Raw genomic sequence first — 870 nt, forward strand, 5'->3', positions numbered from 1 at the left:
GATACCGTCTGGATTGTGTGGGTAAATGGCTATGATGAACGAAATGGAATACAGAACAATCGGTTCGGCACTTGCCGGGGGCTATCGTGCAGCGGTCTATTGCAGACTGTCAAAGGACGATGACCTGCAAGGCGAAAGTGCCAGTATCGCAAACCAGCGTGATATGCTGGAAAAATACTGCGAAAAGCAGGGATGGGAGGTTGTGGCAGTCTATCAGGACGATGGCTTCACAGGTCTTAATATGGAGCGTCCTGATTTACAGAGAATGTTGAGAGCCATTGAGCGCAGGCAAATCAACCTTGTCATCACGAAAGACCTCAGCCGACTGGGGCGGAACTATCTGCAAACCGGGCATTTGATTGAGGACTTTTTCCCAAGAAACGGTGTCCGCTATATCGCCATGAATGACGGTATCGACACCCTGCGGGATAACAACGATATTGCCCCGTTCAAGAATATCCTGAACGAGATGTACAGCAAGGATATTTCCAAGAAAGTCCATTCCTCTTATCTTCTGAAAGCGCAGAAAGGACAGTTTACCGGGTGTCTTGCCCCGTTTGGGTATCGGAAAGACCCGGAGGACAAAAACCATCTGCTCATTGACGAGGAAACCGCCCCGATTGTGCGGCTGATTTTCGGATATGCCCTAAACGGTCATGGTCCGAACTATATCCGCAGACGGCTGGAGGAAGAAAAAATCCCCTGCCCCACATGGTGGAACCGGGAACGGGGGCTTCGCAATACCCGCACCAAATGGGAAAAGAAAGACCCGGAAAACGGGCGGTATATGTGGGACTTCTCCGTTATCAAAGACCTTTTGATGAATCCCGTCTACACCGGGGCGATTGCTTCCCAGAAAAAAGACTACCG

At 50.3% G+C, this 870-nt stretch carries 1 protein-coding gene; it reads left to right on the forward strand.

Annotation, left to right across the window (positions count from 1 at the left end; genetic code table 11):
• Nucleotides 1–25: 25 nt before the first annotated feature.
• A partial coding sequence (locus BN3261_RS00005; protein ID WP_199874088.1) for a recombinase family protein occupies nucleotides 26–870 on the forward strand: 845 nt, incomplete at its 3' end.

This window comes from Blautia massiliensis (ex Durand et al. 2017), from assembly GCF_001487165.1.
Classification (GTDB): Bacteria; Bacillota; Clostridia; order Lachnospirales; family Lachnospiraceae; genus Blautia_A; species Blautia_A fusiformis.